Annotated in this window: 23 protein-coding genes; 8 read left to right on the top strand and 15 right to left on the bottom strand. The window is 71.3% G+C overall.

Features of this window, described 5'->3' with window-relative positions; translation table 11 throughout:
* Window positions 1–87 precede the first annotated feature (87 nt).
* The 4 genes from C6Y14_RS42865 (at window position 88) to cseC (ending at window position 3,663) form a co-directional block, all read left to right on the top strand.
* On the top strand, window positions 88–645 hold the full coding sequence (locus C6Y14_RS42865) for a SigE family RNA polymerase sigma factor (protein WP_107022359.1): 558 nt from the start codon (window positions 88–90) through the stop codon (window positions 643–645).
* Entirely contained in the window at window positions 633–1,295 is a 663-nt protein-coding gene (locus C6Y14_RS42860; RefSeq protein WP_199855068.1) for a hypothetical protein, read from the top strand. The genes C6Y14_RS42865 and C6Y14_RS42860 overlap by 13 nt, the downstream gene beginning before the upstream one ends.
* Window positions 1,296–1,419: 124 nt before the next feature.
* Window positions 1,420–2,151 carry a two-component system response regulator CseB gene (cseB, locus tag C6Y14_RS42855; RefSeq protein WP_107022357.1) on the top strand — a complete coding sequence of 244 codons (732 nt, stop codon included), beginning with the start codon at window positions 1,420–1,422 and terminating at the stop codon, window positions 2,149–2,151.
* 213 nt (window positions 2,152–2,364) lie between these two features.
* Entirely contained in the window at window positions 2,365–3,663 is a 1,299-nt protein-coding gene (cseC, locus tag C6Y14_RS42850) for a two-component system sensor histidine kinase CseC (protein ID WP_107022382.1), read from the top strand.
* 397 nt (window positions 3,664–4,060) lie between these two features.
* Here cseC and C6Y14_RS42845 read toward each other — a convergent pair whose 3' ends face one another.
* Window positions 4,061–5,755 (bottom strand): MDR family MFS transporter, encoded by a 1,695-nt coding sequence (locus tag C6Y14_RS42845; RefSeq protein ID WP_225891559.1) that lies wholly within the window; start codon window positions 5,753–5,755, stop codon window positions 4,061–4,063.
* Between the two features lie 354 nt (window positions 5,756–6,109).
* Between C6Y14_RS42845 and C6Y14_RS42835 the strand changes: the two genes are divergently transcribed.
* Window positions 6,110–6,694 (top strand): TetR/AcrR family transcriptional regulator, encoded by a 585-nt coding sequence (locus C6Y14_RS42835; protein ID WP_107022356.1) that lies wholly within the window; start codon window positions 6,110–6,112, stop codon window positions 6,692–6,694.
* 74 nt (window positions 6,695–6,768) lie between these two features.
* Here C6Y14_RS42835 and C6Y14_RS42830 read toward each other — a convergent pair whose 3' ends face one another.
* Window positions 6,769–7,470 (bottom strand): M23 family metallopeptidase, encoded by a 702-nt coding sequence (locus C6Y14_RS42830; RefSeq protein WP_107022355.1) that lies wholly within the window; start codon window positions 7,468–7,470, stop codon window positions 6,769–6,771.
* Window positions 7,471–7,904: 434 nt separating this feature from the next.
* A complete protein-coding gene (locus C6Y14_RS42825; protein ID WP_107022354.1) occupies window positions 7,905–9,494 on the bottom strand; it encodes a carboxylesterase/lipase family protein in 1,590 nt (529 codons plus the stop codon).
* Window positions 9,495–9,811: 317 nt separating this feature from the next.
* Between C6Y14_RS42825 and C6Y14_RS42820 the strand changes: the two genes are divergently transcribed.
* Window positions 9,812–10,444: an HAD family acid phosphatase gene (locus tag C6Y14_RS42820; RefSeq protein ID WP_107022353.1), complete on the top strand. Its 633-nt coding sequence runs from the start codon at window positions 9,812–9,814 to the stop codon at window positions 10,442–10,444.
* 111 nt (window positions 10,445–10,555) lie between these two features.
* On the opposite strand, the gene C6Y14_RS42815 is transcribed toward C6Y14_RS42820, so the two are convergent.
* Window positions 10,556–13,084: an ATP-dependent Clp protease ATP-binding subunit gene (locus C6Y14_RS42815; protein ID WP_107022352.1), complete on the bottom strand. Its 2,529-nt coding sequence runs from the start codon at window positions 13,082–13,084 to the stop codon at window positions 10,556–10,558.
* 429 nt (window positions 13,085–13,513) lie between these two features.
* Here C6Y14_RS42815 and C6Y14_RS42805 point away from each other — a divergent pair, with 429 nt between their 5' ends.
* The gene (locus tag C6Y14_RS42805; RefSeq protein WP_107022350.1) at window positions 13,514–14,185 is read left to right on the top strand and encodes an SCO3374 family protein; all 672 of its coding nucleotides are present in this window, start codon (window positions 13,514–13,516) and stop codon (window positions 14,183–14,185) included.
* On the opposite strand, the gene C6Y14_RS42800 is transcribed toward C6Y14_RS42805, so the two are convergent.
* The 10 genes from C6Y14_RS42800 to C6Y14_RS42755 all read right to left on the bottom strand — a co-directional run bounded on the left by C6Y14_RS42800 (window position 14,164) and on the right by C6Y14_RS42755 (window position 23,294).
* Window positions 14,164–14,499 (bottom strand): histone-like nucleoid-structuring protein Lsr2, encoded by a 336-nt coding sequence (locus C6Y14_RS42800; RefSeq protein ID WP_030573823.1) that lies wholly within the window; start codon window positions 14,497–14,499, stop codon window positions 14,164–14,166. The two genes, C6Y14_RS42805 and C6Y14_RS42800, sit on opposite strands and share 22 nt — an antisense overlap.
* Before the next feature lie 250 nt (window positions 14,500–14,749).
* Window positions 14,750–15,289: an amino-acid N-acetyltransferase gene (locus C6Y14_RS42795; RefSeq protein WP_107022349.1), complete on the bottom strand. Its 540-nt coding sequence runs from the start codon at window positions 15,287–15,289 to the stop codon at window positions 14,750–14,752.
* Window positions 15,290–15,299: 10 nt separating this feature from the next.
* On the bottom strand, window positions 15,300–15,722 hold the full coding sequence (locus C6Y14_RS42790; RefSeq protein WP_404828930.1) for a BlaI/MecI/CopY family transcriptional regulator: 423 nt from the start codon (window positions 15,720–15,722) through the stop codon (window positions 15,300–15,302).
* 177 nt (window positions 15,723–15,899) lie between these two features.
* Window positions 15,900–16,079, bottom strand: a complete 180-nt coding sequence (locus C6Y14_RS42785; RefSeq protein ID WP_107022380.1) for a hypothetical protein — start codon at window positions 16,077–16,079, stop codon at window positions 15,900–15,902.
* 127 nt (window positions 16,080–16,206) lie between these two features.
* Window positions 16,207–16,803, bottom strand: coding sequence for a hypothetical protein (locus tag C6Y14_RS42780; RefSeq protein ID WP_107022347.1), 597 nt, complete (start codon window positions 16,801–16,803; stop codon window positions 16,207–16,209).
* A gap of 691 nt (window positions 16,804–17,494) precedes the next feature.
* Window positions 17,495–18,292, bottom strand: a complete 798-nt coding sequence (locus C6Y14_RS42775) for a type III pantothenate kinase (protein ID WP_107022346.1) — start codon at window positions 18,290–18,292, stop codon at window positions 17,495–17,497.
* Window positions 18,293–18,294: 2 nt separating this feature from the next.
* A complete protein-coding gene (nadC, locus tag C6Y14_RS42770) occupies window positions 18,295–19,311 on the bottom strand; it encodes a carboxylating nicotinate-nucleotide diphosphorylase (RefSeq protein WP_107022345.1) in 1,017 nt (338 codons plus the stop codon).
* A gap of 5 nt (window positions 19,312–19,316) precedes the next feature.
* The gene (locus tag C6Y14_RS42765) at window positions 19,317–21,197 is read right to left on the bottom strand and encodes an L-aspartate oxidase (protein ID WP_107022379.1); all 1,881 of its coding nucleotides are present in this window, start codon (window positions 21,195–21,197) and stop codon (window positions 19,317–19,319) included.
* 92 nt (window positions 21,198–21,289) lie between these two features.
* The gene (panC, locus tag C6Y14_RS42760) at window positions 21,290–22,282 is read right to left on the bottom strand and encodes a pantoate--beta-alanine ligase (RefSeq protein ID WP_107022344.1); all 993 of its coding nucleotides are present in this window, start codon (window positions 22,280–22,282) and stop codon (window positions 21,290–21,292) included.
* A 73-nt stretch (window positions 22,283–22,355) separates the two neighbouring features.
* The gene (locus C6Y14_RS42755; RefSeq protein WP_107022343.1) at window positions 22,356–23,294 is read right to left on the bottom strand and encodes a Rossmann-like and DUF2520 domain-containing protein; all 939 of its coding nucleotides are present in this window, start codon (window positions 23,292–23,294) and stop codon (window positions 22,356–22,358) included.
* Window positions 23,295–23,492: 198 nt separating this feature from the next.
* On the opposite strand from C6Y14_RS42755, the gene C6Y14_RS42750 reads away from it, so the two are divergent.
* Window positions 23,493–24,662, top strand: coding sequence for a threonine aldolase family protein (locus C6Y14_RS42750; protein ID WP_107022378.1), 1,170 nt, complete (start codon window positions 23,493–23,495; stop codon window positions 24,660–24,662).
* Here the strand turns inward: C6Y14_RS42750 and C6Y14_RS45980 are convergent.
* Window positions 24,631–24,924, bottom strand: coding sequence for a hypothetical protein (locus C6Y14_RS45980; RefSeq protein ID WP_107022342.1), 294 nt, complete (start codon window positions 24,922–24,924; stop codon window positions 24,631–24,633). The two genes, C6Y14_RS42750 and C6Y14_RS45980, sit on opposite strands and share 32 nt — an antisense overlap.
* Window positions 24,925–24,958 lie beyond the last annotated feature (34 nt).

The raw sequence follows: 24,958 nt of genomic DNA, 5'->3' as shown, positions 1-24,958 counted from the left end.
CTTCAGTGCCGTACCGCGGACCGGCGGTACGGCAGGCAACGGACAGCCGGCAGCACCCAGGCCGGAACGGGGACGGAGGCGGTTGGAATGGCGCACGGCGAGGTGCTCGAATTCGAGGAGTACGTACGCACTCGGCAGGACGCGTTGCTGCGCAGCGCACGCCGCCTGGTCCCCGACCCCGTCGACGCCCAGGACCTCCTGCAGACCGCGTTGGTGCGCACGTACGGACGCTGGGACGGCATCGCGGACAAGCGCCTGGCCGACGCCTATCTGCGCCGCGTCATGATCAACACGCGTACGGAGTGGTGGCGGGCCCGCAAGCTGGAGGAGGTCCCCACCGAGCAGCTGCCGGACGCGAGCGTGGACGACTCCACCGAGCAGCACGCGGACCGCGCGCTCCTGATGGACATCATGAAGGTGCTGGCTCCCAAGCAGCGCAGCGTCGTCGTGCTGCGACACTGGGAGCAGATGTCCACGGAGGAGACGGCCGCCGCCCTCGGTATGTCGGCCGGCACGGTCAAGAGCACACTGCACCGGGCGCTCGCCCGGCTCCGCGAGGAGCTGGAGCGCCGGGCGTCCGACGAGAACGACGAGCTCGGCGTACGCGTGCCGGAGCGTGAGGAGCGGGAGCGTTGCGCGGCCTAGACCCTGAGGCTCCGCGGGCCCGCGGGGTCCGGAAGGCGGTGATCGCGGCAGCGGCCGTGCTCGCCGCCCTCGGCCTTTCCGTGTCCGCCTGCGGTACGGGCGGCACCGGCGCCCGGGACGAGGGTCCGGCCCTCTCCGACTCCGGAAGCGCCCGGGACGCGGCCCCCGCCACCTCCTATCCGGCCCAGGCCCCGGCCACCCCCGACCGGGTGGACGCGGTCCGTCTGGTCAGGGCCGACCCCGGGGTCAGCACGGCGGTCAAGCGCGACCTGAAGCCGTGCGTCGGCGACGAGTACCCGGTCGACGTGTCCTACGGCAACCTCACCGGCGGTTCCGCCGCGGACGTCGTCATCAACGTGATGACCTGCGGGGACGCGGTCGGCGTCGGCTCGTACGTGTACCGCGAGGAGGGCGACGCGTACAAGAACGTCTTCCGTGCCGAGGAGCCCCCGGTGTACGCGGAGATCGACCGCGGCGACCTGGTGATCACCCAGCAGGTGTACGAGAAGGACGACTCGGTGACGTATCCGTCCGGCGAGGAAGTGATCACGTACCACTGGACGGCGACCCGCTTCACCGAGCGGGCCAGGACGCACAACGACTACAGCAAGGTGGTGGGCGGCGAGTCGGCGGCCCCCACCGACCAGTGACCCCGCACCACGCAATCGCACAACCGCCCAACCGTGCAACCGCACAACCGCACAACCGCACAACCGCACAACCGCACAAGCAAGTCGTAACGGCCCGACAGACCGAGAAGACGAGAGCACCCGGATGGCAGAGCACACCCATGTCCTGTTCGTCGAGGACGACGACGTCATCCGCGAGGCCACCCAACTCGCGCTGGAACGCGACGGCTTCGTGGTCACCGCCATGCCCGACGGGCTGTCGGGACTTGAGGCGTTCCGGGCCGACCGGCCCGACATCGCACTCCTCGACGTCATGGTGCCGGGCCTCGACGGGGTGTCGCTGTGCCGCCGGATCCGCGACGAGTCGACCGTTCCCGTGATCATGCTGTCGGCCCGCGCCGACTCCATCGACGTAGTGCTGGGCCTGGAGGCGGGCGCCGACGACTACGTGACCAAGCCCTTCGACGGAGCCGTGCTGGTCGCGCGTATCCGGGCGGTCCTGCGGCGCTTCGGACACGCGAGCGGCCCGCGCTCCGCGGACGGGAGCGACGGCACGGCATCCGACCCCGGCGGTGGCGTGCTGACCTTCGGCGCGGGCTCCGGCGCCGGCGAACTGGAGATCGACACGGAGGGCATGGAGGTGCGCAGGGGCGGCGCCCCGGTGTCACTGACACCCACCGAGATGCGGCTGCTCCTGGAGTTCTCGTCCTCACCCGGTACGGTCCTGTCGCGCGACAAGCTGCTGGAGCGGGTGTGGGACTACGGCTGGGGCGGTGACACCCGGGTCGTCGACGTCCATGTGCAGCGGCTGCGTACGAAGATCGGCCAGGACCGGATCGAGACGGTCCGCGGCTTCGGCTACAAGTTGAAGGCCTGAGCGGAGCGGACGATGCGGGGGACGAACGGCGACGCGGTCGACGGGCAGGGCGGGTTCGGCGATGACGGGAACGGGCGCGCGAACAGGACCGGGCACGGGAACGGGCACGGGAACGGGCACGAGAACAGGCACGGGCTCACTGGGCCGGTCGTGACCGTCGCGGGGCAGGGGCGGGCCGGTGCGGGCGGGCGGCGCGAGAGACTCGGGCGCCTGATGCCTCGTACGGGAATCCGATGGAAGCTGAGTGCCGCCATCGCCGCGGTCGGGGCGCTGGTCGCCGTCGCGCTGAGCCTGGTCGTGCACAACGCCGCCCGGGTCTCGATGCTCGACAACGCGCGCGACCTCGCCGACGAACGCGTCCAGATCGCACAGCGGAACTACGAGGCGTCCGGACGCCCGAACTTCCCCGGCGTCAGGATCGACGACCCCGCCCTGCCGAAGGACCTGCTGGCGAAGGCGACGGCCGGGCGGCGGGCGACCTATGTGACGGAGCACCACGACGGCGTGCCCGACATCTGGGCGGCCGTACCGCTCAAGGACGGCCGCATCCTGTCGCTGCACACGAACTTCACCGACCGCAGCACGACCGTCCTGAAGGACCTCGACGAGGCGCTGCTCATCGGTTCGATCGCGGTCGTCTTCGGCGGCTGCGCGCTCGGCGTGCTCATCGGCGGCCAGCTCTCGCGGCGGCTGCGCAAGGCCGCCACGGCGGCCCGGCGGGTCGCCCAGGGCGAACCGGACGTGCGCGTACGGGACTCCATCGGCGGAGTCGTGCGCGACGAGACCGACGATCTCGCGCGGGCCGTGGACGCGATGGCGGACGCGTTGCAGCAGCGCATCGAAGCGGAGCGGCGGGTGACCGCGGACATCGCGCACGAGCTGCGCACGCCGGTGACCGGGCTGCTCACCGCGGCGGAACTGCTGCCGCCCGGGCGCCCGACGGAACTCGTACGGGACCGGGCCCAGGCCATGCGGCAACTGGTCGAGGACGTGCTGGAGGTGGCCCGGCTGGACAGCGCGTCCGAGCGGGCCGAGTTGCAGGACATCCTGCTGGGCGAGTTCGTGACCCGGCGCGTGATCGCGCGGGACCCCGAGATCCTTGTCCGCGTGGTCCACGAGTCGGCGGTCACGACCGACCCGCGCCGCCTGGAACGCGTCCTCATCAACCTGCTGGTCAACGCCGCCAAGCACGGCAAGCCGCCCATCGAGGTCACCGTCGAGGGCCGGGTCATCCGGGTCCGCGACCACGGGCCCGGCTTCCCCGACGCGCTCCTGGCCGACGGCCCCAGCCGCTTCCGCACCGGCAGCAGTGACCGGGCCGGCCACGGGCACGGGCTGGGGCTCACGATCGCGGCGGGGCAGGCGCGGGTGCTGGGGGCGCGGCTCACGTTCCGCAACGTGCGGGCGGTGGGGGCTCCTGAGGGGGTGCCGGCGGAGGGGGCGGTGGCGGTGCTCTGGCTCCCGGAACACGCTCCGACGAACACGGGCAGCTACCCCATGCTGCCGGAGTGACCTGCCCGGCCCTCAAACGCCGGACGGGCTCAGGGATGCCCGGCTTCGCCCGCGGGCCGGTGGGGGCCGATCGCGCAGTTCCCCGCGCCCCTGAAACAAGCCGCCTTCGTCTGCCGGCCGGTGGGGGCCGACCGCGCAGTTCCCCGCGCCCCTGAAAATGGGGCTGCGCCCCGATTTTCAGGGCGGCCGCGGCTTGGCATCCAGCCCCCGCCGAATCCAGCCCCTCCGGCGTTTAAGGAGCGGGGGTTCGGGGGCGGAGCCCCTGAGGTGGTGACGGGACGGGTAGGGGCGGCGGGGGCGAGGAAAAGGCCCCCGGCCCCGGACGTCGTCCGGAACCAGGGGCCGCAACCAGAGGCCGACCCAGGGGTCGTCAGGCCGCTCGCTGAGTCCCCAGGACTCAGACCGCCTCCGCCGACTTCTCCCCGCCGGAGGCACCCGCCCCCGCCCCCGCCCCCCGAAGCGGAACCTCCTTCACGAACACAGCCCCCACCAGCGCGACGACCGCGACAACCGCCCCGAGCAGAAACGCGGAATGCGTCCCGGACGCGACCGCGTGCTGGTACGCCTCCCGCGCAGCCACGGGCAGCTTCGCCAAGCTCGCCGCATCCAGCTGAGCGGACTGCTCGGTCACCTTGGACCCCAGCGCCCCGGCCCGCTCGCTCATCACGTCCTGGACGCGGTTGTTGAACAGCGCCCCCATGATGGCGACACCGAAGGACGAGCCGAGCGTACGGAACAGCGTGGTGCTGGACGACGCGACGCCCATGTCCTTCATCTCGACGCTGTTCTGCGAGACGAGCATGGTGATCTGCATCAGACAGCCCATGCCCGCACCCACCACCGCCATGTACACACCGGACGTCAGCCGGGACGTATCGGTGTCCATGAGTGACAGCAGGTACAGCCCGACCACCATCAGCGCACTGCCCACGATCGGGAAGGCCTTGTACCGGCCGGTGCTGGTGGTCACCCGCCCGGCGACCATCGACGTCACGAGCATCGCGCCGAGCATGGGCAGGAGCAGCAGCCCGGAGTTGGTCGCGGACGCGCCCTGCACCGACTGCTGGTACAGCGGCAGGAACAGCACGGCACCGAACATCACGAATCCGGCGACGAACCCGACGACGGACATCAGCGTGAAGTTGCGGCTGCGGAAGATGTGCAGCGGCATGACCGGCGCGGCGGCCTTGGTCTGCACGAACAGGAAGCCGATGAGCGCGGCGACCCCGATGCCGATCAGTTCCATGATCCGGGCGGAGCCCCAGGCGTACTCGGTCCCGCCCCAGGTGGTGACGAGCACGATCGAGGTGATGCCGACGGTGAGCAGCGCGGCGCCAAGGTAGTCGATCCGCGCGTCGACCCGCTTCTTGGGCAGATGCAGTACGGCGCTGACGGCGATCAGGGCTACGACGCCGAGCGGCAGGTTGATGTAGAAGGACCAGCGCCAGCCCCAGTGGTCGGTGATGGTGCCGCCGACGAGCGGTCCGCCGATCATGGCGAGGGCCATCACGCCGGCCATCATGCCCTGGTACTTGCCCCGCTCACGCGGCGGGATCAGGTCGCCGATGATCGCCATGACGCCGACCATCAGGCCGCCCGCGCCGAGTCCCTGGATCGCCCGGAACCCGATGAGCTGGCCCATGTCCTGGGCCATTCCGCTGAGCGCGGACCCGATCAGGAAGAGCACGATGGACGTCATGAAGACGCCCTTGCGCCCGTACATGTCGCCGAGTTTGCCCCAGATCGGGGTGGAGGCGGCGGTCGCGAGCGTGTAGGCGGTGACGACCCACGACAGGTGCTCCAGGCCGCCCAGCTCGCCCACGATGGTCGGCATCGCGGTGCCGATGATCATGTTGTCGAGCATGGCGAGGAGCATCGCGATCATCAGCGCGAGCAGGACGACCCGTACGCTTCGGGGCTGCTTGCCCGCGTCCACGGCGTCCACGGCGCCTATGGCACCCACGGGGTCCGCCACCGCTGCCGCTGCCGACGCCTCGGACGCCGCTGCGGTCTTCACCGCCCCGTCCCCCGGCTCGGCCGACTCGGCCGACTCGGCCGACTTCGCCGAGGTGACCGACTTCGCCGGCTTCATCGGCGTGATCGGCCTGCGCGGCCTCTCGGATCCGGATATCGATCCGTCCGAAGCCGAAGCCGAAGCCGGTGCCGAAGCCGAAGCCGGAGCCGACCCCCGCACCGCGTCCGTCGGCTCCGCCTCATCCGCTGCTCCGGCTGCCCCGGCCGCTCCGGCCGTCCTGGTGTCCGCCACTCTGCCCACTCCCCTGGGTACCGCACTTCGTTGCCACTTACTTGGCCATTCACTTGGCCACTTACTTGCCGACCGGCAAGTTGACTACACTGGGGAAAGTAGACCCGTAACTAGCCGGGCGTCAAGTAAGTTTTTCTTTACCCACGCTGCGGCGTGCGACCAGGACGAGGGGCGGCCACGATGGGCGGCAGCAGGCAGCGGCGGCGCGGAGACACCCGCCAGCGCATCCAGGACGTGGCTGTCGAACTGTTCGCCGAGCAGGGTTACGAGAAGACGTCCCTGCGCGAGATCGCCGAGCGGCTGGACGTCACCAAGGCCGCGCTCTACTACCACTTCAAGACGAAGGAAGACATCCTCATCAGCCTCTTCGAGGATCTGACGAGGCCGATGGACGAGCTGATCGAGTGGGGCAAGGGCCAGCCGCGCTCGCTGGACACCAAGCAGGAACTGCTGCGCCGGTACAGCCAGGCCCTCACCGACGCGGCCCCCCTCTTCCGCTTCATGCAGGAGAACCAGGCGACGGTCCGCGAGCTGAGCATCGGTGAGTCGTTCAAGGACCGCATGGTCAAGCTGCTGGACATCATCAGGGAGCCCGAGGCCCCGCTGACCGACCAGGTCCGCTGCGTGAGCGCCCTGTTCACGATGCACGCCGGGATGTTCGCCCTCAAGGACATGGAAGGCGACCCCGAGGACAAGCGGAAAGCCGTCCTGGAGGTCGCCATCGATCTGGTCACGCGGGCACACTCGGGCCCGCACGAATCCTGAGACCCGTCAGAGGCCGAGGTCCGCCAGAGGCCGAGGTCCGCCAGAGGCTGGGGTCCGTCAGAGGCTGGGGTCCGTCAGAGGCTGAGCCCCTTGGAGCGCAGGAAGGCGACCGGGTCGACCGCCGAGCCGTAGTTGGCAGACGTCCGGATCTCGAAGTGCAGGTGCGGCCCGCTGGAGTTGCCGGTGTTGCCGGACAGCGCGATCCGCTGGCCGGTCTTCACGACCTGGCCGGCCTTCACGTCGATACGGGACAGGTGCGCGTACTGCGAGTACGTACCGTTGCTGTGCTTGATCACGACGGCGTTGCCGTACGCGGGCCCGTCGCCGGCGCCGTTGCCGCCGGTCTTCACGACGGTGCCGCCGTGGGCGGCGACGACCTTGGTGCCGGAGGAGACGGCGAAGTCCTGGCCGGAGTGGGTGGACGACCACAGGTTGCCGGCCTGGGCGAAGCTCGCGGAAAGCTTGTACTTCGCGACCGGGTCGACCCACGAGGAGGCCTTCTTCGCGGCAGCCGGCTTGGCCGCGGCCTTCTTGGCCTTGGCCTGGGCGGCGGCGGCCTTGCTCTTCGTCTGGGCGGCCTTGGCCTGGGCGGCGGCCTGCTCCTGCACGGAGGCGGCGGCCGCACTCGACAGGGAGACCGCGCTCGGCTTGGCGTCCGCGGCGACCGCGACCCCGGCTCCGACGGCGGTCGAGACTCCGAGGCCGAGGGCCAGGACGGCCGCCCGGGCACGGAGCTGGGACGTGCCGGGTATGCGGGACGTGATGCGCTGCGACATGGGGACTACCTCCGGGGGACGGGCAACAACACACCCGGCGCGCTGTCGGTGCGCCGGGCGGGGGTCATCCCTTGGTAACCCGTACGCCCGCCATCCCCCAAAACACCCTTCTACGACCCCAAGTCGTACTTGACCCTGAAACTTCCGACTCCTTGACAGAACCACCGCCGAATACGAAAACCTCCCGTTTTTCTGTCGGAAGTCTGGTTTACCCCCACTTCAGACCAGTCCCGTACGGCCGGGACCCCAGGCCGGCGACCACACCGCCCAACCCGAAGGACCTCGGACCCACCCCCAGGGTCAAAGGTCCTTTTTGTCCACCCCGCGTCCGCCACTACCGCTCCTAGTAGGGCGTGAAACGCCTGTGCGTCATGTCACCGGGCACCCCCGCACGGCGGCCCCCGGATGTGACGGCGACTACAGCCCCTCCCCCGTCAGGCCCTCGGTCCGAGCAGCGGCAACGCCCCGAAGACGTGCTCGCGCCACAGCTCCCGGGAGACCTCCTCCGGGTACGCCGTCACGGTCGGCCGCGTGTCGAAGAGCCGTACCGGCCGCCGGTCGACGTCGTACGCGGGCCACCCGGGCCCCTCCCCCGCCGCGAAGCCCGTCCACGCGGCCCGGAACAGCGCCGACAGTTCCTCCGCCTCGGCGGGCGGCGCCTCCCCGAACAGCAGCGTGGGCAGTCCACCGCGCAGGTTCCCGAAGACCAGCGGCACATCGAGCCCGTGACAGGCCCCGAGCAGCCCGCCCATGCCGGGCGCCTCCCAGACCAGCTCGTACACGTGGGCCCGGCCGCCGCCCGCGACCTGGGCCTCGGCCAGATGCAGGGACGGCATCCGGAAGAGCCAGTCGGAGCGGACCAGCTCGTACAGCCCCGCCGCGTCGAGCCCCGGCACGGCCTTCCGATACGCCTCCTCCCCGCCCGAGCCGCCTGCTCCGCCCGCGCCTCCGCCTGCGCCACCCGCTCCATCCGCTCGGGGTGAGAACGTCCGAAGCGCAGCCGTCGCCCGCTCCTGCGCCCGCGCCTCCGTCAGCTCCTCGCCGAGGGTTCCGTCGAGTGCCATGAAGAGCCGGTACTCGTCCCGCGTATGGCCGGCCACCAGCTCGACGTCACGCGCGGCTCCGGCCGCGAGCGCCTCCCAGGGCGCGCGGGGCAGCACGTCTCCGTCCACCACGGGCGCCAGCGGGATCGCCGTGTGCGCCAGCACACCCCACCGGTGCGCGTACCGCTCCATCCGTGCCCCGACCGCGTCCGCCGCAGCGGGCAGCAGCCCCGGCCCGACCGTGGCCAGGTCTTCCACCGTCGGCCGCAGCCCCAGCTCCGCCGCGAACTCGCCGGCGATGTCCGCGGCCAGCGGGGCCGAGAGGAACGGACCGGGCACGCTCTGCGCGACGGCCCGCCGGAAGAGCCCGGCCGCGCGCTCCATCGCCAGCAGCGCGGCGAGCGACCCCGCGCCCGCCGACTCGCCGAAGACCGTGACGCGGTCGGGGTCACCGCCGAAGGCACGGATGTTGTCCCGCACCCAGGCGAGCGCGGCGACCTGGTCGAGCAGTCCGCGGTTGGCGGGCGCACCCTCGATCTGCGCGAATCCCTCGATGCCGATCCGGTAGTTGAGGGTCACCAGGACGACACCCTCCGCCGCCAGCCGCCCGCCGTCGTACTCGGGCAGACCCGACATCCCGATGACGTACGCGCCCCCGAACAGCCACACCATCACCGGCAGCCCGGCGCCGGGGCCGGGATCGGGCGTCCAGACGTTCAGCGTCAGCCAGTCCCCGTCGTCGGCGTCCGGGGGCGCGAGCGCGTCCATGCCGAACGCCGCGGACTGCGGGGGCGGTGTCCCGAACGCGGTCGCCTCCCGTACGCCGTCCCAGCCCCGCGCGGGCCGCGGCGCCCCGAACCGCAGCGCGCCGACGGGCGGTTCGGCGAACGGGATCCCCCGGAACACCGCCGTGCCCGCCCTCCCTGCCTCGCCCCTCAACACCCCTGCCTGCGTACGGACTTCGGGTCGGTCGGTATCCATGGCGGTTCCCTCCTCGGACGGTTCGGGACATCGCGCATCCTCCCGCCCCACCGACCGACACGGCCACCGCTTTTGTCCCGCGGAGATCGGCGGCACGCACACCGTCACGCAGACGCACCCCGTTCTCCGGGCCGCCTTCATCGACCCCGAGATCTATCCCAACCCCACCTGGGCGCCCTACAGTTACCGCCCAGTAATCCCGTCGTCCCCCTCCGGCCCCTTACGCCCGTGAGCATGCACCACGAGCCATGTCCCGCAGCGCTCCTATGCGATCCTCAGCGCCTTCGCGCGCCTCCCCGCGAGAGGAACCCCCACCCATGACCGGAAGCAGTCTGCAGCGCCTGATCGGTGTGGCCGTCGCCGCCACGGCCGCCACCGCGGCCCTGATGAGCCCGGCCGCCGCCGCCACTCCGGCCGCGACGGCCACCACCGCGGTGACCGCCGCGGCAGCCGCCGACGTCGACCACGCCACCTGGCAGAACGACTGCCGGGCCGTGATGGCCGAGGCGCTGCCGTATCTGAAGGAACGTATCGCCGGTGCGGCCGCCGGCGAGAAGCAGGCCATCGTCTTCGACATCGACAACACCACACTGGAGACCGACTTCGGCTTCAGCTATCCCTCGCCGGCCAACGCGCCCGTCCTCGACGTGGCCAGGTACGCGCAGGACCACGGCGTCGCCCTGTTCTTCGTCACGGCCCGCCCGGACATCATCAAGTCGGTGACGGACTACAACCTCAAGCACGTCGGCTACCAGGTCTCCGGCCTGTACGTCCGCAGCTTCGTCGACCTCTTCAAGGACGTGGCCGCCTACAAGACCGCGCAGCGCAAGGCCGTCGAGGCCAAGGGCTACACGATCATCGCGAACATCGGCAACAGCGCCACCGACCTGTCGGGCGGGCACGCCGAGAAGACGTACAAGCTGCCGGACTACGACGGCCAGCTGTCCTGACGGAGGCGGACGGGACACAGCGGGGCCGGGGCCCGGAGCACCCGGACACGCCGATGGGGCCGGTACTCGGAAGCACCGGCCCCATCGGGCGTTCTCAGACGGACCCGGGGGTCACGCCTCCTTGCTCAGGTTGGGGCCTGCCCCACCGGCCGCCTGCTCGATCGGCGGAACGTCCGGCAGTGCGGACTTCTCCTCGCCGCGGAAGGTGAAGGTCTGGTTCTCACCCTCGCCCTCGGTGTCCACGACCACGATGTGACCGGGGCGCAGCTCACCGAACAGGATCTTCTCCGACAGGGTGTCCTCGACCTCGCGCTGGATCGTGCGACGCAGCGGACGCGCGCCCAGCACCGGGTCGTAACCCTTCTTCGACAGCAGCTCCTTGGCGGACTGGGAGAGCTCGATGCCCATGTCCCGGTCCTTGAGGCGCTCGTCGACCTTGCCGATCATCAGGTCGACGATCGTGAGGATGTCGTCCTGCGTGAGCTGCGGGAAGACGACCACGTCGTCGACGCGGTTGAGGAACTCGGGCCGGAAGTGCTGCTTGAGCTCGTCCGAGACCTTGTTCTTCATGCGCTCGTAGTTGGTCTTCTTGTCGCCCGAGGCCGCGAAGCCCAGGTTGAAGCCCTTGGAGATGTCCCGGGTGCCGAGGTTGGTCGTCATGATGATGACCGTGTTCTTGAAGTCCACGACCCGGCCCTGGGAGTCGGTCAGCCGACCGTCCTCCAGGATCTGCAGCAGCGAGTTGAAGATGTCCGGGTGGGCCTTCTCGACCTCGTCGAAGAGGACCACGGAGAACGGCTTGCGGCGGACCTTCTCGGTCAGCTGGCCGCCCTCCTCGTACCCCACGTAGCCGGGGGGCGAGCCGAAGAGACGCGAGACCGTGTGCTTCTCGCTGAACTCCGACATGTCGAGGGAGATCAGCGCGTCCTCGTCACCGAAGAGGAACTCCGCGAGCGCCTTGGACAGCTCGGTCTTACCGACACCGGACGGACCGGCGAAGATGAACGAGCCACCGGGACGCTTGGGGTCCTTCAGACCGGCGCGCGTACGACGGATCGCCTTCGACAGCGCCTTGACGGCGTCGACCTGGCCGATGACCCGCTTGTGGAGCTCGTCCTCCATGCGCAGCAGACGCGAGGACTCCTCCTCGGTCAGCTTGAAGACCGGGATGCCGGTGGCGGTCGCGAGGACCTCGGCGATCAGCTCGCCGTCGACCTCCGCGACGACGTCCATGTCGCCGGCCTTCCACTCCTTCTCGCGCTTGGCCTTGGCGGCCAGGAGCTGCTTCTCCTTGTCGCGCAGCGAGGCGGCCTTCTCGAAGTCCTGCGAGTCGATCGCGGACTCCTTGTCGCGGCGGACGCCGGCGATCTTCTCGTCGAACTCGCGGAGGTCCGGCGGCGCGGTCATCCGGCGGATGCGCATCCGGGAACCGGCCTCGTCGATCAGGTCGATCGCCTTGTCCGGCAGGAAGCGGTCCGAGATGTACCGGTCGGCGAGCGTCGCCGCCTGCACCAGGGCCTCGTCCGTGATGGACACGCGGTGGTGCGCCTCGTAGCGGTCCCGCAGGCCCTTGAGGATCTCGATGGTGTGCGGCAGCGACGGCTCCGCGACCTGGATGGGCTGGAAGCGGCGCTCCAGCGCGGCGTCCTTCTCCAGGTGCTTGCGGTACTCGTCGAGCGTCGTGGCACCGATGGTCTGCAGCTCACCACGGGCCAGCATCGGCTTGAGGATGCTCGCGGCGTCGATGGCGCCCTCGGCGGCACCCGCACCGACCAGCGTGTGCAGCTCGTCGATGAACAGGATGATGTCGCCGCGGGTGCGGATCTCCTTGAGGACCTTCTTCAGGCGCTCCTCGAAGTCACCGCGGTAGCGGGAGCCGGCGACCAGCGCGCCGAGGTCCAGGGTGTAGAGGTGCTTGTCCTTGAGGGTCTCGGGCACCTCGCCCTTGACGATGGCCTGCGCGAGGCCTTCGACGACGGCGGTCTTGCCGACGCCGGGCTCGCCGATGAGCACCGGGTTGTTCTTCGTGCGGCGGGACAGCACCTGCATGACCCGCTCGATCTCCTTCTCGCGCCCGATGACCGGGTCGAGCTTGGACTCACGAGCGGCCTGGGTGAGGTTCCGGCCGAACTGGTCGAGGACCAGGGACGTCGAGGGCGTGCCCTCGGCAGGACCGCCACTGGCGCCGGCGGTCTCCTTGCCCTGGTAACCGGAGAGCAGCTGGATGACCTGCTGCCGCACCCGGTTGAGGTCGGCACCCAGCTTGACCAGGACCTGGGCGGCGACGCCCTCGCCCTCACGGATCAGGCCGAGCAGGATGTGCTCCGTGCCGATGTAGTTGTGACCCAGCTGAAGGGCCTCGCGGAGCGAAAGCTCCAGGACCTTCTTGGCACGAGGGGTGAAGGGAATGTGACCGGACGGAGCCTGCTGGCCCTGCCCGATGATCTCCTCCACCTGCTGACGGACCGCCTCAAGTGAAATCCCGAGGCTCTCCAGGGCCTTAGCGGCGACACCCTCACCCTCGTGGATCAGGCCCAGGAGGATGTGCTCGGTGCCGATGTAGTTGTGGTTGAGCATCCGGGCTTCTTCCTGAGCCAGGACGACAACCCGCCGCGCGCGGTCGGTGAACCTCTCGAACATCGTTAATCGCTCCTCAGAGCGGTCAGGCAGTAAGGGGACGCTCCCCTCCCTGTCCTTCCGCAGCTTAGTCCCGCAAGCGGGGACCGCTCATTCCAACTGCCGACACCGTCCTTGGCCTCCTGACCCCGAACGCCGACATCTGCTCCAACCCGATGGTGCGAGACGATGTTCCCGCAGGCCAGACAGATACCCCCACCATCAGTACGCCGATGGCGAACGCGAGATGCCCGATCCATGCGTGTCGCCCCTCCCACTAGGGATGTCTTACCCGCACGCACCGACAGTCCATGCCGAGTGCACCGGTTCCCTCCGCTACGGGCGAACACCCTTGCGTGGCCGACCGCCTCCGGGCGCCCTTTTTCCGGGCACCCTTCGCACATGCCGGACCACCCAGCGTAACCCGGGTGCTCCCGTCGCGGTTGGCCTTGCATGGTCTCCACGGTCCCCTTTCCCCGTCGTCCGCCCGACGCGGTCCGTCCGGACGACACGGCCCGGCACTGGTACGAGAACGAACTGGGGTGGGCGACGGTGCCCGGTACCCCGCTCGACCTGCTGACGGGCCTGCGCTTCGACGTCCTGGAGGCACCTGCGGAGGCGGGATACGCGGCGCTGCGGCACCTGGGGCCGGGCTCTCCGGTGGCCGTGCGGGCGGACCGGATGCGGATGTTCGTCGCCGCGGGGAGCGCGGAGGAGCTGCCGGGACTCCTCGACTGGCTGGAGTGGGGCTCTCTGGCGCTGGACATCCGGGTGACCGGCTCGGGCGGGCGCGTGGAGGCGCCGCTGCCACCGGGCCTCGGCCGCGGCACGCACGGGGGCCCCGGCGAGATCGGTGCCGGTGCGAGTGCTGGTAGCGCCGCTCGTGGGGCGGCCGATGACGGCGGGGCGGCTCAGGGCCGGGCCGCCGGCTCGCAGGGGGCCGCCGTGTGGCTGCGGCCCCCTGAGCCTGGCTGCGAGGTGGAGTCGTCGCTGCCGACATTGTCGGCGCTTGGCGGGGGCGGTGGGGGCGCCCCCGATCTCGTACGACTCGTGGAGACGATGGCCTCCGAGTGCCATCGCATCCGGCTGCGCCGTGGCTGTACTCAGCCGTTGGCCTTCTCGTAGGCCTCGCGAATGGACGCCGGAACGCGGCCACGGTCATTGACCTCGTAACCGTTCTCCTTCGCCCAGGCACGGATCTGCGCGGTGTCCTGGCTGCCACCCGAAGCGGCGCGCGCCTTTCCACGCCCACCCGAAGCACGGCCTCCGGTACGACGGCCGCCCTTGACGTACGGCTCAAGAAGTCCACGGAGCTTGTCCGCATTGGCAGTCGTGAGATCGATCTCGTACGTCTTGCCGTCCAACGCGAACGTCACGGTCTCGTCCGCCTCGCCGCCGTCGAGGTCATCGACAAGAAGGACCTGAACCTTCTGTGCCACCGGATTTCCTTTCATCGATATCTTCAGGGCCGAGGATCCACGGCAGCTGCCGCAGTTTCGTGTCCCCTGTTATATGCACTACTGCAGTACGTCGGAAAGCAAACCGCTTTTGATGGAAAAACACAAACCCCTGGGAGAGACCGACGAGACCCGCGAAGACCGGAAACATGCGCGTTTCGGACATAGAGGCACTGGGCATGGGTCGGCGCGTCCGGAGCGGAGGTATGTCCGGAGTATTACGCGGAGGCGATCACAGATGCAGAAGCATCCGGCTGTTGCCCAAGGTGTTCGGTTTCACTCGTTCGAGCCCCAGGAACTCGGCCACGCCCTCGTCATAGGAACGCAACAGCTCGGCGTAGACATCGGTGTCAACAGGCGTCTCACCGATCTCGACGAAGCCGTGCTTCGCGAAGAAGTCGACTTCGAAGGTCAGGCAGAATACGCGGCGAACACCGAGCCAGCGGGCGGTCTCCAGCAACTTCCCCAGCAACTGATGGCCCACACCGGCACCCTTCATCACGGGGTTCACCGCGAGAGTGCGCACTTCCGCGAGGTCTTCCCACATGACGTGGAGAGCGCCGCAGCCCACGACCTCCGAACTCGGACCACTGCCGCGTTCCGCGACCCAGAACTCCTGGATGTCCTCGTAAAGCGTGACCGTCGCTTTGTCGAGCAGGATGCGCCCGCGGACGTACGAGTCGAGGAGGCCGCGAACCGCCGGGACATCGCTGGTCCTGGCCCGGCGGACAGTGAGGGCATTAGTGCTGACTTCGGGCTGCTCTGCTGGCATGAACCGGACGCTATCCCCCGGTCGCGCCCTCTGCGGCGGCGGGGTTCTCCGTGGCGGCGTTCTCCGCCACGGCGTTCTCCGCGGCGGCGTTCTCCACGGCGGGCGTTTCCGGCCCTTGGACGATACGCACGGCATCGCGCAGTGCTTCGCGCTGTTGTGGGGACATCATGCCGAAGAAGGCGACGAGAGCGGCGGCCGGGTTGTCGCTCTGCGTCCAGGCGTCGTTCATGAGTGCGGCCGAGTAGGCGGCCCGGGTGGAGACCGCCTCATATCGATAGGCCCGGCCTTCCGCCTCACGGCGCACCCAGCCCTTCTGATGGAGATTGTCCAAAACGGTCATCACCGTGGTGTAGGCGATGGACCGCTCCTGCTGAAGGTCTTCCAGGACTTCTCGTACGGTCACCGGGCGGTTCCACTTCCACACCCGCGTCATGACCGAGTCTTCGAGTTCTCCCAATGGGCGAGGCACAGCCAGAACAATAGGGGGAGATGTCACCGATCACGTGGTGGACGTGGCGTCGACCGACAAACAGCAACAAAAAGGGCGTACGACTCGAAAAGCTTATGAGTCGTACGCCGTGCCGTGAGCGGTGTGTGCCGGGGGCCGCGCTCAGGCCTCGGTGTCGCGGTGGGTCTGGCGGGCGTGCTCGGCGCGGGCGAGGACCGCGTCGACGACCGCGTCCTCCTTGGCCTTGTTGGCACCGCCCTGGGTCTTCACGATCGTCACGATCAGACCGGTGAAGAACACGGCCATCACTACCGGGGGCACGAGCGCGGAGACGTATTCCATGCCGTCCAGAGTAGCCAGGGCGCCGGGCCGGGCGGGGATCGGGGTCACGGACCCGCCGCGCACGTGCCCTAGGGCCTGTCTGACAATTCCCGTCGTCGCCCGGCAGACGGGAATTGTCAGACAGGCCCTAGACGGCGGCGAGCTGCCGGGGAGGGGCGTCGGGGCTCGGGGGCGGAGCGGACGGCTTGCGCCGTGGGGGGAAGACCTCGCCCGGGGTCGGGATGGGGCGGTCCCGGCGCGACGGCTCCTGGGCGGGCCGGGAGGCCGGGTCACCAGCTCCCCGCTCGGCGGGCTTTCCGCCGGGGAGGGCCGTCAACCGCGTACGCGAGCCGATGCGCGAGGCCGGCACGCAGCGGCGGGCGAGGCGGGTGCGCACGTCCTGCTCCACGAGCGTCTCGCAGCGGTCGAGGAGGGCGGCGGCCACGGGGTTGCCGCGCAGGGCGCGCAGGGCGGCCATGTCGTCGGGGACCGGGCGGTGGCCGGCGCCCAGGGCCTCCTCCATGAGCGTCAGATAGCCGGCCGCCGTGCCCGGCAGGGCGGCGCGGTAACGGGCGAGGTCGGCCAGCAGGAACGTACGCAGGCGGGCGCCCTCGCGGGTCGCCTCGTCGACGCTCTCCGCCAGGTGGAGGCAGTCCTGGACGTCCTGGGCCGAGGCGGGGCCGGGGTGAAGGGCGAGAGCGAGCGCACGTCGGAGCACACGCAGCTCCTCCGTACCGAACGCCATGCCGCCGCGGGATCCGTGAGGCGTGGGCATGATCACGAAGATACGCGCTAATCAGACAAAACCCGTAGATCGGCCGTCACGCGGCGTGGCTCCGTGCCGGGCCGTTCCACGGGGGTGCCGCCGGGGCGGGCGGGAACGCGCGAACCGACTGCGCGGTTCGCCGCGCCCCCGGGGTAGGTGCCACCGAGGGCGGGCGGGCGTGTGCGGGTCCGTGGCGGTCGACCGCGCAGTTCCCCGCGCCCCTCAGGGGGGCGCCACCGGGAGTGAGTGGGTGTGTGCGGGTCCGCTGTGCTTGGCCGCGCAGTTCCTCGCGCCCCCAGGGGGTGCCACCAGGGGCGAGTGGGTACCTGCGGGTTCGCTGTGCTTGGCCGCGCAGTTCCCCGCGCCCCCACGGGGGTGCCACCGGGGCCTAGTGGCTACCTGCAGGTTCGCTGTGCTTGGCCGCGCAGTTCCTCGCGCCCCCAGGGGGGTGCCACCGGGGGTGAGTAGGTACCTGCGGGTCCGTGGACGGCCTGCCGACAACGCACGTCCCCCGCCCCCACCCACCCAGGGGCGCGGGGAACTGCGCGACCAGCCACGACCGACCCGCACAATCCCACTCACCCCCGGTGGCACTCACCCAGGGGCGCGGGGAACTGCGCGGTCAGCCACCGCGTGCCCGCGCTCTCGCACGGCCCACCCAGCGGAGCGGCTACGTGCGGGAGACGTTCCGTTCGTACACCAGCCGCAGCCCGATCAGCGTCAGCCACGGCTCGTGCTCGTCGATCACCGACGCCTCACCGAGCACCATCGGCGCGAGCCCGCCCGTCGCGATGACCGTCACGTCGTCCGGGTCCTCCGCGAGCTCGCGGGCCATGCGGTGGACGACCCCGTCGACCTGCCCGGCGAACCCGTAGATGATCCCGGACTGCATCGCCTCGACCGTGTTCTTGCCGATGACGGTACGGGGACGGGCGATCTCGATCTTGCGGAGCTGCGCTCCCCGCACACCGAGCGCCTCCACGGAGATCTCGATGCCGGGCGCGATGACACCACCGGCGTACTCCCCGCGAGCGGACACCGCGTCGAAGGTCGTCGCCGTACCGAAGTCGACGACGATGGCCGGCCCGCCGTACAGCTCGACCGCCGCGACCGCGTTGATGATGCGGTCGGCGCCGACCTCCTTGGGGTTGTCCATCAGGATCGGGACGCCCGTCTTGATGCCCGGTTCGACGAGGACGGCGGGTACGTCCCCGTAGTAGCGGCGGGTCACCTCGCGCAGCTCGTGCAGGACCGAGGGCACGGTCGAGCAGATCGCGATGCCGTCGATGCCGTCGCCCAGTTCGTCGCCGAGGAGCGGGTGCATGCCCATCAGGCCCTGGAGGAGCACGGCGAGTTCGTCCGCGGTGCGGCGCGCGTCCGTGGAGATGCGCCAGTGCTCGACGATGTCCTCGCCGTCGAAGAGCCCGAGGACGGTGTGCGTGTTGCCGACGTCGATGGTGAGCAGCATGCCTACTCAGCCTCGCTCAGGGGCGTCTCGGAGGCGTCGCGCAGGTCGAGGCCGATGTCCAGGATGGGCGAGGAGTGCGTGAGGGCGCCCACCGCGAGGAAGTCGACGCCCGTGCGCGCGTACGCCCCGGCGGTGTCCAGGGTGAGGCGGCCCGAGGCCTCCAGGAGCGCGCGCCCTCCCACCAGGGCCACGGCCTCCTCGCACTCGGTGGGCGTGAAGTTGTCCAGCAGGATGAGGTCGGCGCCGGCGTCCAGGACTTCGCGCAGCTGGTCCACGGTGTCGACCTCGACCTCGATGGGCAGCTCGGGGAAGGTCTCCCGGACGGCCTTGAAGGCCTGGGCGACACCGCCCGCGGCGACCACGTGGTTGTCCTTGACGAGGGCCGCGTCCGAGAGGGACATGCGGTGGTTGACACCGCCTCCGCTGCGGACCGCGAACTTCTCCAGGGAGCGCAGCCCGGGGGTCGTCTTGCGGGTGTCCCGTACGCGCGTACCGGTACCTTCCAGGACGTCCGCCCACGCGCGCGTGGCCGTCGCGATGCCGGAGAGGCGGCACAGCAGGTTCAGCGCGCTGCGCTCGGCGGTCAGCAGGTCCCGGGTGCGGGTCGTGACGCTCAGGAGCCGCTGCCCGGCCTCGACGCGGTCACCGTCGTCGACGTGCCGCTCGACCTCGAACTCGTCGGTGCAGACCACGGAGACGACTGCCTCGGCGATCCGCAGGCCCGCCACGACACCGGCCTCGCGGGCGGTGAAGTCGGCGGTGGAGACGGCCTCCTCGGGGATGGTCGCGACGGTGGTCACGTCCACGCCGTGGTCGAGGTCCTCCTCGATGGCCAGATGCGCGATGTCCTCGACCTCGACGGGGTCGAGCCCGGCGTCGGCGAGGAGCTGTGCGAGGGCGGGGTCGAGCCCGCACTCGGCGTACTCGGCGTACTCCACGTCGTCGGCGCTGTACTCGCCGCAGCCGCAGCCGTCGCCGCAGCCACCGCCGTCGAGGAGGGGAAGGTCCGGGGTGCTCACTTCTGTCACTGCTCCTGGGGGCTGGGCGTGGGGGTACTCCCGGTGCGCGCGCGGTCGCGGGCCCGGGGAAGTGTCGGGGGGAAGTCTGCGGTGTCGGTGGTGCGTACCGCGAGCGTCCGGTCGGGATTGAGCCGTACGACGATGTGGCGCCGCCAGTTGTCGTCGTCCCGTTCGCCCCGGTCCTCGCGCCAGTGGCAGCCGCGGGTCTCCTCGCGGAGGCGGGCGGCGGCGACCAGGACGCGGGCCACGCACAGGAGGTTGGTCGCCTCCCAGGTGTCGACGCCCGGCTCGGCCGTCTTGCCGTTCTCGTCGAGGGCGTCGCGGGCGTCGGTGTGCAGTTGCTGGAGGCGGTCGGCGGCGGTCTCCAGGGATCCTGCCGAGCGCAGGACGCCGGCGCCGTCCGTCATGATCCGCTGGATCGCGAACCGGGCCTCGGCGGCGAGCAGCGGGTGGCCGGGCTTCTCCGGCCGGTCGGCGGCGGGCGAGGGCACGCGCGCGTGGAGGCGGTTCTCGTCCTGCCGGCCCTCACCGAGAGGGTTCCCGTCCTGCCGGCCCTCCCGGGGACGGGTCTCGTCCCGCCCACCCTCCCTGGGACGGTTCTCGTCCTGCCGACCCTCGCCGAGAGGGTTTCCGTCACGGCTGTCCGCGTCATGGCCCGCCGCGATGTCCGCCGCGATGCGCTCGGCGTAGACGAGTCCCTCCAGGAGGGAGTTGGAGGCGAGCCGGTTGGCGCCGTGGACGCCGGTGCAGGCGACCTCGCCGCACGCGTACAGGCCGGGCACGGTCGTACGGCCCCGGGAGTCGGTGCGCACGCCTCCGGAGGCGTAGTGGGCGGCCGGGGCGACCGGGATCGGCCCGGTGACCGGGTCGATGCCGTGGGCGCGGCAGGCGGCCAGGATCGTCGGGAAGCGGTGCTCCCACATGTGCGCGCCGAAGTGCCGGGCGTCCAGGTACATGTGCTCGGCGTCCTGCTCCTGCATGCGCCGCGTGATGCCCTTGGCGACGATGTCCCGTGGCGCCAGTTCGGCCAGTTCGTGCTGCCCCAGCATGAAGCGCTCGCCGTGCGCGTCGACGAGATGGGCGCCCTCGCCCCGTACCGCCTCGGACACGAGCGGCTGCTGGCCTTCCGCGTCCGCGCCCAGGAACAGCACGGTGGGGTGGAACTGCACGAATTCGAGGTCGGAGACCTCGGCGCCCGCCCGCAGGGCCAGCGCCACGCCGTCGCCGGTGGACACCGACGGGTTGGTGGTCGCCGAGAAGACCTGGCCCATGCCGCCGGTCGCTAGGACCACCGCGGGCGCGTGGACGGCTCCCACGCCGTCGTGCTGGCCCTCTCCCATGACGTGCAGGGTCACACCCGCCGTACGTCCGCCGTCGTCCGTGAGGAGGTCCAGGACGAGCGCGTTCTCGACCGTGCGCAGCCCGCGCGCGCGGACCGCCTCGACGAGGGCGCGGGAGATCTCGGCGCCGGTCGCGTCGCCGCCCGCGTGGGCGATACGGCGGCGGTGGTGGCCGCCCTCGCGGGTCAGCTCCAGATCGCCCTCTTCGGACTCGTCGAAGTGGGCGCCGGTCTCGATCAGACGGCGTACGGCGTCGGGGCCCTCGGTGACGAGGATGCGCACGGCGTCCTCGTCGCACAGGCCGGCGCCCGCGACCAGGGTGTCGTCGAGGTGCTGCTCGGGGGTGTCGCCCTCTCCCAGGGCCGCGGCTATGCCGCCCTGGGCCCAGCGGGTGGAGCCGTCGTCGAGGCGGGCCTTGGTGACGACGACCGTCCGCAGTCCTGCGGCGTCGCAGCGCAGCGCGGTGGTGAGTCCGGCGACTCCGGAGCCGACGACCACGACGTCGGCGGTGACGGACCAGCCGGGCGCGGGTGCGTGCAGTCGTATGCCCGTGCCGGTGCCCGTACTTGCACCTGTGCCGGTTCCCGTACCGGCTGTGCCGGCGCCCGTACCGGCGCCCGTGCTGGTGCCTGTGCTGGTCACGAGGCGGCTCCGAAGGTCAGAGGAATGTTGTCGATCAGCCGGGTCGTGCCGACCCGGGCGGCGACGGCGAGGACCGCCTCACCGGTGTGGCCGTCCGGGATCTCGGTGAAGTCGGACGGATCCACCAGCGCCAGGTAGTCCAGGGTGAGCGGCGGGCTGAGCCGGGCCGCGTCGTCGAGGACCAGCCGGGCGGCGGCGCGGACCGCGGCGGGGCCCCCGGGGGCCGCCTTGGCGACGGCGTGCGTGTCGGCGGCGGCGCGGGACTCGCCGATGGCGCTGAGGGCCTCGGCACGCGCGTGCGTGGCGGGCACCTCGCGGGCCCGCGCGCACAGGGCCTCCTGGGCGGCGTGCCGGTCGCTGCCCGCGAACAGGGCCTGGGAGAGGGCGAGCGCGGTGCGGCGCTCGCCGGCCGACAGATAGCGGTTGCGGCTGGACAGGGCGAGACCGTCCGCCTCGCGCACGGTCGGGACGCCGACGATCTCCACGCCGAAGTTCAGGTCGCGCACCATACGGCGGATCAGGGCGAGCTGCTGGGCGTCCTTCTGCCCGAACAGCGCCACGTCGGGCCCGGTGAGGTGCAGCATCTTGGCGACGACGGTGAGCATGCCGTCGAAGTGCCCGGGGCGCGTGGAGCCCTCAAGGCGCTCCCCCATCGGTCCCGCGCTGATCCGGACCTGGGGTTCGCCGCCCGGGTAGACCTCGTCCATGGAAGGAGCGAACACGACGTCCGCGCCCGCCTGTTCGGCAATCTTGATGTCGGCGTCCAGGGTGCGCGGGTAGCGGTCGAGGTCCTCGCCCGCGCCGAACTGGAGGGGGTTCACGAAGACGGTGACGACGACCTCGCCGTCGCCGCCCGCGAGTTCCCGGGCGGTGCGGATCAAGGTGGCGTGGCCCTCGTGCAGGGCGCCCATCGTCATGACGACGGCGCGGCGGCCCGTGCGCACGCGCGCGTGGAGCTCGTCGGCGGTGCTCAGCAGGACGGTGGTCATCGGACTGCTCCGTTCCCGGTGCCTGAGTTGTCGGCGCCCCGGTTGTCGGCGCCCGAGCCTGACCCCGCGCGCGTCATCGGACGTCTCCCTCGGGGACGTCCGGTCCGTCGGGGCCGTCGGCGAGTACGCCCAGGAGGTCCTCCGCGAGCTCCGGCTTGAGCAGGCCGTGGGCGAGGGCCCGGTCGGCCGTCGCGCGGGCCATCGCGAGGTAGCCGGCGACGGTCTGCGGGGCGTGCGCGCGCAGCTCGGTGATGTGCGCGGCGACCGTGCCCGCGTCGCCGCGCGCCACCGGTCCGGTGAGGGCCGCGTCGCCCGATCTGAGGGCGTTGTCCAGTGCGGCGCCGAGGAGCGGGCCCAGCATCCGGTCCGGGGCGTCGACGCCGGCCGCGCGCAGCAGGTCCATGGACTCGGCGACCAGGGTCACCAGGTGGTTGGCGCCGAGCGCGAGGGCCGCGTGGTACAGCGGCCGGGACTCCTCGGCGATCCACTCGGGCTCGCCGCCCATCTCGATGACCAGGGCCTCGGCGGCCAGCCGCAGCTCCTCGGGGGCGGTGATCCCGAAGGAGCAGCCGGCGAGCCGCTGCACGTCCACGGGGGTGCCGCTGAACGTCATCGCGGGGTGCAGGGCCAGCGGCAGCGCCCCGGCGCGCAGGGCGGGGTCGAGGATCCGCGCCCCGTACCGTCCCGAGGTGTGCACCAGGAGCTGGCCCGGCCGGACGGAACCGGTGTCGACGAGCCCTTCGACCAGGCCCGGCAGGGCGTCGTCGGGGACCGTCAGCAGGACCAGGTCGGCCCGCTCCAGGACCTGCTCGGGTGTCACCAGCGGCACGTCGGGCAGCAGGTGGGCGGCGCGGCGCCGGGAGGCGTCGGAGACCCCGGACGCGGCCACCGGGCGGTGCCCGGCGAGCTGGAGCGACGCGGCCAGGGCGGGGCCCACCCGCCCGGCGCCGACGACGCCGACGGTGAGGCGCGCGGGGCGGTCCTTGGGGTCTGCCTGGGGGAATGTACTCACTCGACGGCGGCCTTCCGTTCCAGTCCGCTCGGGGTACCGGACGCTTTCTCGTCATGTTAACGCGATCGGTCCGAGGCCGTTTTTCTGTCCACAGGTTCTTGTCCACAGCCTGTGGGAAATCCACAGCCCCCGGCACGGCACGGAGGCCGCCGTTCAATTCGCGTGCTCCTCGTCGTGGCGTCCTGCATCATCCGGAGCATGAGCGATGCGGGGCAGGGGTCGGAAGTGGCGGAGCAGACGCCCGAACAGCGGCGGGAGCGGCGCAGGGTCGCCTGGCGGGGGGCCCGGCGGGCGCTGTGGCGGCCCGGTTTCCGCGCCACGGTCGGTGAGCTGCTGACCGGTCTCACGGAAGCCGCGCCGGACGTGTACGACCTGGACCTGCCGGTGGACATGTACGGCAACGGGATCGTCGAGACCCTGGAGGAGCGCGTCGCCGCCCTGCTCGGCAAGGAGGCCGCCGCCTTCTTCCCGTCGGGGACCATGGCCCAGCAGGTGGCGCTGCGCTGCTGGGCGGGCCGTACGGGCAACGCGACGGTGGCGATGCATCCCCTGTCCCACCCGGAGGTCCACGAGAGGCATTCCTTCAGCGCCCTCAGCGGCCTGCGGACCGTCCATCCCACGAGCGAGCCGCGGATGCCCTCCGCCGACGAGGTGCGCGACCTGGACGAGCCCTTCGGGGCGCTGTTCCTCGAACTGCCTCTCCGGGAGGCCGGTTTCCTGCTGCCCTCCTGGGAGAAGCTGGTCGCCGTCACGGACGCGGCACGCGAACGCGACGCCGTCGTGCACTTCGACGGGGCCCGCCTGTGGGAGTGCGGCACGCATTTCGGCCGCTCCACGGCCGAGATCGCGGACCTCGCGGACAGCGTCTACGTGTCCTTCTACAAGTCGCTGGGCGGCTTCGGCGGCGCCGCGCTCGCGGGCCCGCGGACACTCGTCGACGAGGCGAAGGCCTGGCGCCACCGGTACGGCGGCCAGATCCTCCAGCAGTTCCCCACCGCCCTGTCCGCGCTGATCGGCCTGGAGCGGGAACTGCCACGCCTCCCCGAGTACGTGGCCCACGCGCGCGTGGTCGCCGCGGCGCTGCGGGAAGGGTTCGCCGCGGCGGGGCTCCCCTGGGCGCGGGTCCACCCCGAGGAGCCGCACACGCACCAGTTCCAGGTGTGGCTGCCGTACGAGGCCGACGACCTGACCGACGCGGGGACGCTGCAGGCGGAGGAGACGGGCGTGTCACTCTTCCCGCAGGTCTGGGACCTGCGCGGCCCCGGCCTCGCGTACACCGAGGTCACGGTGGGCGCGCCGGGCCTGGAGTGGACGGCGGACGACGTACGGGCCGCCGTCAGGGAGTTCGTGGCGCGCATTCCCCGCTGATCACCGGGCCGGCCGGCCTGGTCGGGGCGGCCGGCCCGGTCGGATCGGCCTTCCCGCTCGGGCGGGTGAACAGGCGCGCCCAGGCCGCCCGTACCCGCCCCCGGCCCCGGGCAGGGCGGCCGGCCAGGACCGCGCGGAACCGCCGGTGGTCGGGCAGTTCCCGCATGACCTGCCAGTCGTGGGCGCCGGGGGCGGGCGGGGTCGGGTCGCCATGCTGCCGGGCGCGATAGGTGTCCAGTAGGTACTGCTGCGTGATGCTCATGACGGATCGCCTTCTCGGGACGGGTACGGACGTC

The sequence above is a fragment of the Streptomyces dioscori genome (assembly GCF_003024195.1).
GTDB lineage: Bacteria > Actinomycetota > Actinomycetes > Streptomycetales > Streptomycetaceae > Streptomyces > Streptomyces dioscori.
Note: the sequence above shows the minus strand (reverse complement) of the source record. Positions and strands in the feature narration are given on the sequence as shown.